This window comes from Cyanobium sp. CH-040, from assembly GCF_024346135.1.
Taxonomy (GTDB): domain Bacteria; phylum Cyanobacteriota; class Cyanobacteriia; order PCC-6307; family Cyanobiaceae; genus NIES-981.
In genome coordinates this window covers 1-6,934 of sequence record NZ_JAGQCJ010000026.1, presented here as the reverse complement: position 1 = coordinate 6,934, position 6,934 = coordinate 1, and the positions used below count along the sequence as shown (strand labels likewise).

Sequence of the window (6,934 nt, the reverse complement as noted above, 5' to 3'; positions counted from 1 at the left end):
CGTGCTCGCAGCGGAACTGGGCGCCGGCCGCCACCGGCTCACCAGCTTCCGCCGCGAAACCCCCACCGCCATCGCCGCCTCGCAACGTCAGCCATCCGAGCGCGAGCCGGCGCAACCCGAGCAGCTCATGGCGGCCTGAAGGGGAATCGCGGGGCACCAAGGGCCGGAAACACCGCTCCGAAGCAGCAAGCCCGGGAGCACCGGGCTCTGGAACCGGGAGCACCGGGCTCTGGAACATCGTGCTCCGGAACATCGTGCTCTGGAACACCGTCGGGGAGGGCCTGCCTTCCCCAAGCTGGTGCCATCACGACGCTGGTCTGTGCTCAACACCCTGGCCGGGGACCGGCAGTCCCTGGCTGATGGCGATCTGATCCGCGAGCTCGAGGGCCTGCGCACCGACCTGCTGGCCTTCGAGGACGCCTGCGCCCGGTGGCTGGACCCGGTGCAGCCCTGCTATCGGGAGAGCGCCCGCAACCTGCTGCACTTCATCGCCTTTCACCGGCACGACCATCCCGGCCTCCAGCGCCAGCTGCGGGAACGGGGGCTGAGCTCCCTGGAGGGCTGCGACGGCCATCTGCTGGCCAGCCTCAACGCGGTGATCGAACGCCTGACGGCGGCTGCTTCCGTCCGGGCCTGCCTGCCGCCGGCCAGCCCCAGCCACGGGCAGGCGGTGGAGCTGCTGCAGTGGCACTGCAGCCGGCTGTTCGGGCTGGCGGCCTGCGGCCAGGCCAACGCGATCATGGTGACCCTGCCCGCCGAGGCGGCGGATCATCCCGGCCTGATCCAGGAGCTGGTGGAGGCCGGCATGGGCGTCGCCCGGATCAACTGCGCCCACGACGACACGCGGGTGTGGCAGGCGCTGGTGACGGCGGTGCGCTCGGCCGCGATCGACAGCGACCGCCCCTGCCGGGTGAGCATGGATCTGGGCGGACCCAAGCTGCGCACCGGGCCCCTGCCCGAGCAGCCCGGGGTGGTGGATGCCCGGCCCCGCCGCGACCGCTACGGCCGCCTGCTGAAACCGGCCCAGATCCTGGCGGTGGCCGGCGGCCGGCAGCCTGCGGGAGCGAAGCCCGACCCGGAGATCAGCCTGCTGCCGGTGCTGCAGCTGCCCGAGCGGGATCAGGAGCCCGGACTGGCGCCCGGAGACCGCTTCAGCGGCCGTGACGCCTCCGGCCGGATGCGCGAACTGACGGTGGTGGAGCAGCGGGCCGACGGGCTGCTGCTGGGCTGCCGCCAGCACTGCCGCTTCACCGAGGGGCTGCGCTTTCGCCGCGAGGGCGGCGGCGCGGAGCTGCAGGTGGGGGCACTGCCTCCCAGTCCCGGCGAGCTGCTGCTGAACAGCGGCGATGTGCTCGAACTCACCGCCACGCCCGGAACCGCCACGCCCGGAACCGCCAAGCCCGGATCCGGCACGCCCGGCCGCGGCCGCCACAGCATCAGCTGCACCCTGCCGCAGGTGTTCAGCGCCCTCAGGCCGGGCCAGCGGGTGCTGTTCGACGACGGCAGGATCGGCGGCGTGATCCGCGCCGTCAACGCCGAGGTGGTGACGATCGAGATCACCGACGCCAAGCCGCGCGGCAGCCGGCTGCGGGCAGACAAGGGCATCAACTTCCCCGACAGCGAGCTGCAGCTGCCGGCCCTCACCGCCAAGGACCGCCAGGACCTGGCCTTCGCGGCGGCCCACGCCGACATCGTCAACTACTCCTTCGTGAGCCGCACCGCCGACGTGGAGGCCCTGCAGGGGGAACTGGAGGACCTGGGGGCGACCCAGCTGGGCGTGGTGCTCAAGATCGAGAACCACCAGGCCTTCACCAACCTGCCGGGCCTGCTGCTCACGGCCATGCGCCGGCCGATGCCGCTGGGGGTGATGATCGCCCGCGGCGATCTGGCTGTGGAGTGCGGCTGGGAACAGCTCGCCGCCATCCAGGAGGAGATCCTCAGGCTCTGCACCGCGGCCCATGTGCCCTGCATCTGGGCCACCCAGGTGCTCGATGAGATGGCCCGGCACGGCACGCCCACCCGGGCCGAGATCAGCGATGCCGCCCTGGGGGCCCGGGCCGATGCGCTGATGCTCAACAAGGGGCCCAACATCACCGCCACGGTGCGCACCCTGCGCCACATCGCCGCCGGCAGCCTCAGCAGCCAGCCGGAGCACCCCAGCCACCGCGACCGGCTGCGCTCCTGTCTGAACTTCCGGCGCGGCAGCGAGGTCTGAACCGGCGGAGGGCCGAGGCCGAGGAGGGCCGACCAGGCAGGCTTGAGGGGCCCTGAGCCCCGTGCGCGATGCCCCCTGCCGGTGGCGCCCTCCTCAATGCCGCCGGCGGTCTGGGCCTGTTCCTGCTCGGCATGTCGCTGATGACGGAGGGGCTGCGCAACCTCGCCGGCGGCCGGTTGCGCCAGGGACTGCTGCGCTTCACCCGCTCGCCGTGGAGCGGCGCCCTCAGCGGCGCCCTGGCCACGGCGCTGCTGCAGTCGTCCTCGGCCACCACGGTGGCCACGGTGGGGTTCGTGAGCGCGGGCCTGCTCAGCTTCCAGGCCTCCCTGGGCATCATCTTCGGGGCCAACATCGGCAGCACCGGCCTGGGCTGGCTGGTGGCCCTGCTGGGCATCAAGCTCAACCTCAGCCAGCTGATGCTGCCCCTGCTGCTGGTGGGGGCCGGCCTGCGCCTGCTGGGCCGCGGCCGCCGGGCGCAGCTGGGCCTGGCCCTGGCCGGATTCGGCCTGCTGTTCACGGGCATCGCCACGCTGCAGCAGGCGATGGCCGGGCAGGGGCTGCTGCTCGATCCAGGCCGCTTCGATGCCGCCACGGTGGTGGGCCGGCTGCAGCTGCTGCTGCTCGGCCTGCTCACCACGGTGATCACCCAGTCGTCAGGAGCAGGGGTGGCCACCACCCTGGCGGCCCTGGCCGCCGGTGCCATCGCCCTGCCCCAGGCCCTGGCCCTGGTGATCGGCATGGACGTGGGCACCACGGTCACGGCGATCCTGGCGGCCCTGGGGGGCAGCCTCGGCGCCCGGCGCACCGCCGCGGGCCATGTGGTGTTCAACCTGTTCACCGCCGGCCTGGCGTTCAGCCTGCTGCCCCTCTATCTGCGGGCCCTGGAGCAGTGGTGGCCGGCGCTGCTGCGGCAGGACCCGGAGTTCGCCCTGACGGCCTTCCACACCGGTTTCAACGTGACCGGGGTGCTGCTGATGCTGCCCTTCACGCTGCCCTTCGCCGCCCTGATCCGCCGGCTGCTGCCCGCCGAGGGTGACCGGTCGGTGGACGCGCTCGGCGACACGCCGCCCGCCGACGCGGTGGTGGCGATCGCCCAGGCCGAGCAGGCCATCAACCAGACCTTCGTGAGTGTGCTGGAGCTGCTGCGCCAGGCCCTGAGCGGAGCGTCCACCCGCCGGCACCCGCAGCATCTGGGCGTGCTCCAGGCCGATCTGGACCGGTTGGAGCTGTTTCTCGACCAGATCCACCTGAGCGGCCTGTCCGAGCCCCAGGGACAGCACCTGGTGCACCTGCTGCATGGCCTCGACCACCTGCAGCGCCTGCACGAACGCTGCGAGGAGGAACCGGAGCGGCTGCACACCGTGGTGACCTGCACAGCCCTGGCCCGGGAACGGCAGACCCTGCTGCGCACGGTGGAACGCATGATTCCGCTGACCCTGGAACGGCAGTGGCGGGAGGCGGCGGCCGCCGCCAGGCACTGCGTCCGCAAGGTGGACCAGCGTGTGGATCCCTTCCGCGACGCGGTGCTCGACCGGGTGGCCGCCGGCGAGCTGGCCGTGGACGGGGGCACCGCGCAGATGGAGGCGATGCGCTGGCTGCGCCGGGTGAGCCAGCACCTGCTGCGCATCGGCAGCCATCTGGCCCAGAAGACCTGAACGGCACGGGCGGTGCCCTGAACGGCAGCCGGCCTCAGCCGTTGAGCAGCGACCCCTTGCTGTCCTTGAGCTGCTTCCAGAGGCGGCGGATCTCGTCGTAGGCCTCCTCCTGGGTGAGCTTGCCGTTGCTCTGCAGGCCCACCAGCAGTCCCACGCGATCGGCGAAGGTTTCCAGGTTCTGGTGGAACATCACCCGCTGGGGCGACCAGTCAGCGGCCCGGTAGGAGGAGTGGGCCTCCAGCGGCCCCCGCACCGTGGGGTGATCGCCGGGACCCCGGTCGCCGGAGGGCGGGGTTGCGGGCGAGGAGCTCAAGGAGGGTGAATCGGCAGACCAGTGGGTCACGTTAACCACGGGTTCGGGACGGTCCCTGCAGCGCCGGACACCATCCATCCCCTGCCCCACGGGCGGCGCCCTGCTCCCTCGGCCTGCGACAGCCGCTGTGACCTGGCGCACCGACAGGCCGGCAGGCACCGCTCAGGATTGCGGCGATGCACGCCAGCGGCATGATTTCCCCGAGCCTGCTTGCCGACGTGATGTTCTGTCTGCTCCTGCAGGCCTGCATCGTGGGCGGTGGTCAGCTGCACGAGCGCTCGATCGCCCCCGCCCCTCCGTGCTGCGCCCGACCCCTGGTGCCCTGACCTCCCGCCGGCTGGAGGAGCGGCCGGCCAACCTGCCCACCGAGCTCTATGTGCATGGGGGCCGCCAGCCCAGCCGCTTCAGCGCCGTGGTGTTCGGGGCGGACGGCGCCGAACTCCACCGGCTCGGCGGCCCCGAGGATCTCGAGGGTCTGAAGCGGCGTGGGGAACCGATCTGGCTGCGGGTGATGGGACTCTCCCAGCCGGGACAGATCGCCGCGATGCTCGAGGTGGCGGGGGTGCCGGCGCTGCTGCTGCCACCGCTGCTGGAGGTGCCCCAGCGGCCGCGGGTGGACAGCCTCGACCAGGCCCTGCTGGTGGTGCTGCACCGCCTGAGCGTGGCCCACGACCCGGCGCACCTGATCAGCTCCCAGGTGGGCCTGCTGCTGCTGCCCGGCCTGCTGGTGAGCTTCGAGGAGGCCAGCCTGGGGGAATCCTTCCCCGAGCTCACCGACTGGCTGCGCTCGAATGTGGGAACGGTGGACCAGCGGGATCTCGACGACATCCTCCACTACCTGATCGATGAGCTGCTCGATGCCCTCTTCCCGATCCTCGAGCAGACCGCCAACCGCCTCGACGATCTCGAGGAGGCGGTGCTGAGGCGCCCCCAGCCCCGGCTGCTCAACGTCACCTTCCAGCACCGCAGCAACGTGCGCCGGATCCGGCAGCAGATCTGGCCGCTGCGCCATCAGATCCGCAGGCTGCTGGGCCAGCGCCAGCAGCTGCTCGGCCCCGAAGCCCTGGCCGGCTTCAGCGAGATGGCCGACCAGGTGGAATTGCTGTTCGAGAACTGCGAGCTGCTGCGCCACCAGTGCGACGGCATCACCCAGGCCTATGCGGTGAGCGTGAGCAACCGCATGAACCAGGTGATGAAGACGCTCACGATCCTCACCAGCATCTTCGCTCCGCTCACGGTGATCGGCGGCATCTACGGCATGAACTTCGAGCACATGCCAGAGCTGCACTGGCGCTATGGCTACGCCTACGCCCTGCTGCTGATGCTGCTGGTGGCGGCGTTGCAGGTGTGGCTGCTGAAGCGGCGCGGCTGGTTCAAGGACTGGACGGCCCTGCGCTGAGACAACCCGGCCTTAACCATTCCCGGCAGGTCAGCCCAGCAGAGTTGAGGCATGGCACCCCCAGCCATGCCTGCGCGCAACGGCGACCACGCCCATGGCCTCCTGGCCGGGCACTGCCGGCGGCTGGTGGAGCTGCACGGGCCGGTGCTGGAGAGCCGGGAGCCGCAGGCCCTCGCCGAGGCGCAGCTCACCCTGAGCCGGCTGCGCACCACCCTGCAGCAGTTCGAGCCGGCGCTGGCGCTGCCCGCTGTCGTGAGTGCGAAGCGCCTGGGCAAGACGGAGCGCCGGCTGGCCCTCGCCTGGGAACTGGAGCGGCTGCAGCAGCGGCTGGAGAGCGGCTTTCTGTCCCAGGTGCCGGAGCGGGAGGGCCGGCGGCTGCGGCCGGCGCTGCGGCAGCTGCGGCGGGAACGGCAGCTGGCCCAGCAGCATCTGGCGGCCGCGCTCAACAGCAGCGGCCATCTGCAGCTGATCGCCCAGCTCCAGGGCTGGCTGCGGCAGCCGCAGTACACGGCCCTGGGCGAACAGCCCCTGGCCGCCTGGCTGGCGGAGTGGAACGCCGGCTCGGCGCCGCTGCTGCTGCATCGGGGCTGGTGGACGGTGGAGCGCGACAGCGACCTCACCATGCTGCGGGATCTGGGCGAGGAGGTGGCGGCCACCCGGCTGCGGATCGCCAACCTCCCCCCCGGCGGCCAACCTCCCTGGAGCCATGGCCGCCGGGGGGCCTGGCTGGATCAGCTGCGGCGGGCGGAGGATCTGCTGAGCGAGCTGCACGATCTGGAGCTGCTGCGCCGGGCGATCGACGGGCAGCTGCGCGACGGCATCGAGCGCACCGTGCCCCAGCTGGAATGGCTGCTGGAGCAGCACCAGCAGCAGTGCTGGCGCCAGTGGGGCGACGTGGCGCAGGCCGTGCTGGCTGCCAGGGCGCAGGCCACACCCCGGGGACGGATCCGCGCCTTGCTGCTGCGCCTGGCCGCACGCCTGGAGTGATGTGTTCTGGAACACAGCGGGCGGGTGGCCTGGCCACTGCCCCGGACTGGGGGCAACCGTTACATTCCGGCCGATGCCCCTTGGGCGTCTTCCCTATCGGTGTGAGGACCCGATGAAACTTTTCCAGCAACTGCTGGTTGCTCCGGCGGCGCTCGGTCTGCTGGCCCCTGTGGCCGCCACCGCCGCTGAGATCAACCTGGACGGTGTCAAGAAGTACACCTCCACATCGCTGAGTGACGAGCAGGTCACCAGCATCTCCCAGTTCTCCGACGTGCGGCCCACCGACTGGGCCTACCAGGCGCTCTCCAACCTGATCGAGCGCTACGGCTGCGTCGCCGGCTACCCCGACGGCACCTACAAGGGCC

At 71.7% G+C, this 6,934-nt stretch carries 7 protein-coding genes; 6 read left to right on the top strand and 1 reads right to left on the bottom strand.

Going from position 1 to position 6,934, the window contains the following annotated elements; translation table 11 throughout:
* Positions 1–319: 319 nt before the first annotated feature.
* Positions 320–2,215 (top strand): pyruvate kinase, encoded by a 1,896-nt coding sequence (locus tag KBY90_RS14900; RefSeq protein ID WP_254969447.1) that lies wholly within the window; start codon positions 320–322, stop codon positions 2,213–2,215.
* 68 nt (positions 2,216–2,283) lie between these two features.
* Complete coding sequence (locus KBY90_RS14895; protein WP_254969446.1) at positions 2,284–3,870, top strand: Na/Pi cotransporter family protein; 1,587 nt, start codon at positions 2,284–2,286, stop codon at positions 3,868–3,870.
* Positions 3,871–3,904: 34 nt separating this feature from the next.
* Here KBY90_RS14895 and KBY90_RS14890 read toward each other — a convergent pair whose 3' ends face one another.
* The gene (locus KBY90_RS14890; RefSeq protein WP_254969448.1) at positions 3,905–4,183 is read right to left on the bottom strand and encodes a hypothetical protein; all 279 of its coding nucleotides are present in this window, start codon (positions 4,181–4,183) and stop codon (positions 3,905–3,907) included.
* 191 nt (positions 4,184–4,374) lie between these two features.
* Between KBY90_RS14890 and KBY90_RS14885 the strand changes: the two genes are divergently transcribed.
* The 4 genes from KBY90_RS14885 to KBY90_RS14870 all read left to right on the top strand — a co-directional run.
* Positions 4,375–4,509 carry a hypothetical protein gene (locus tag KBY90_RS14885; protein ID WP_254969445.1) on the top strand — a complete coding sequence of 45 codons (135 nt, stop codon included), beginning with the start codon at positions 4,375–4,377 and terminating at the stop codon, positions 4,507–4,509.
* Positions 4,482–5,582: a CorA family divalent cation transporter gene (locus tag KBY90_RS14880; RefSeq protein WP_254969444.1), complete on the top strand. Its 1,101-nt coding sequence runs from the start codon at positions 4,482–4,484 to the stop codon at positions 5,580–5,582. The genes KBY90_RS14885 and KBY90_RS14880 overlap by 28 nt, the downstream gene beginning before the upstream one ends.
* Before the next feature lie 66 nt (positions 5,583–5,648).
* Positions 5,649–6,569: a CHAD domain-containing protein gene (locus KBY90_RS14875; RefSeq protein WP_254969443.1), complete on the top strand. Its 921-nt coding sequence runs from the start codon at positions 5,649–5,651 to the stop codon at positions 6,567–6,569.
* A 112-nt stretch (positions 6,570–6,681) separates the two neighbouring features.
* Positions 6,682–6,934, top strand: a 253-nt coding sequence (locus KBY90_RS14870; RefSeq protein ID WP_254969442.1) for an S-layer homology domain-containing protein, incomplete at its 3' end; no start/stop codon positions are given.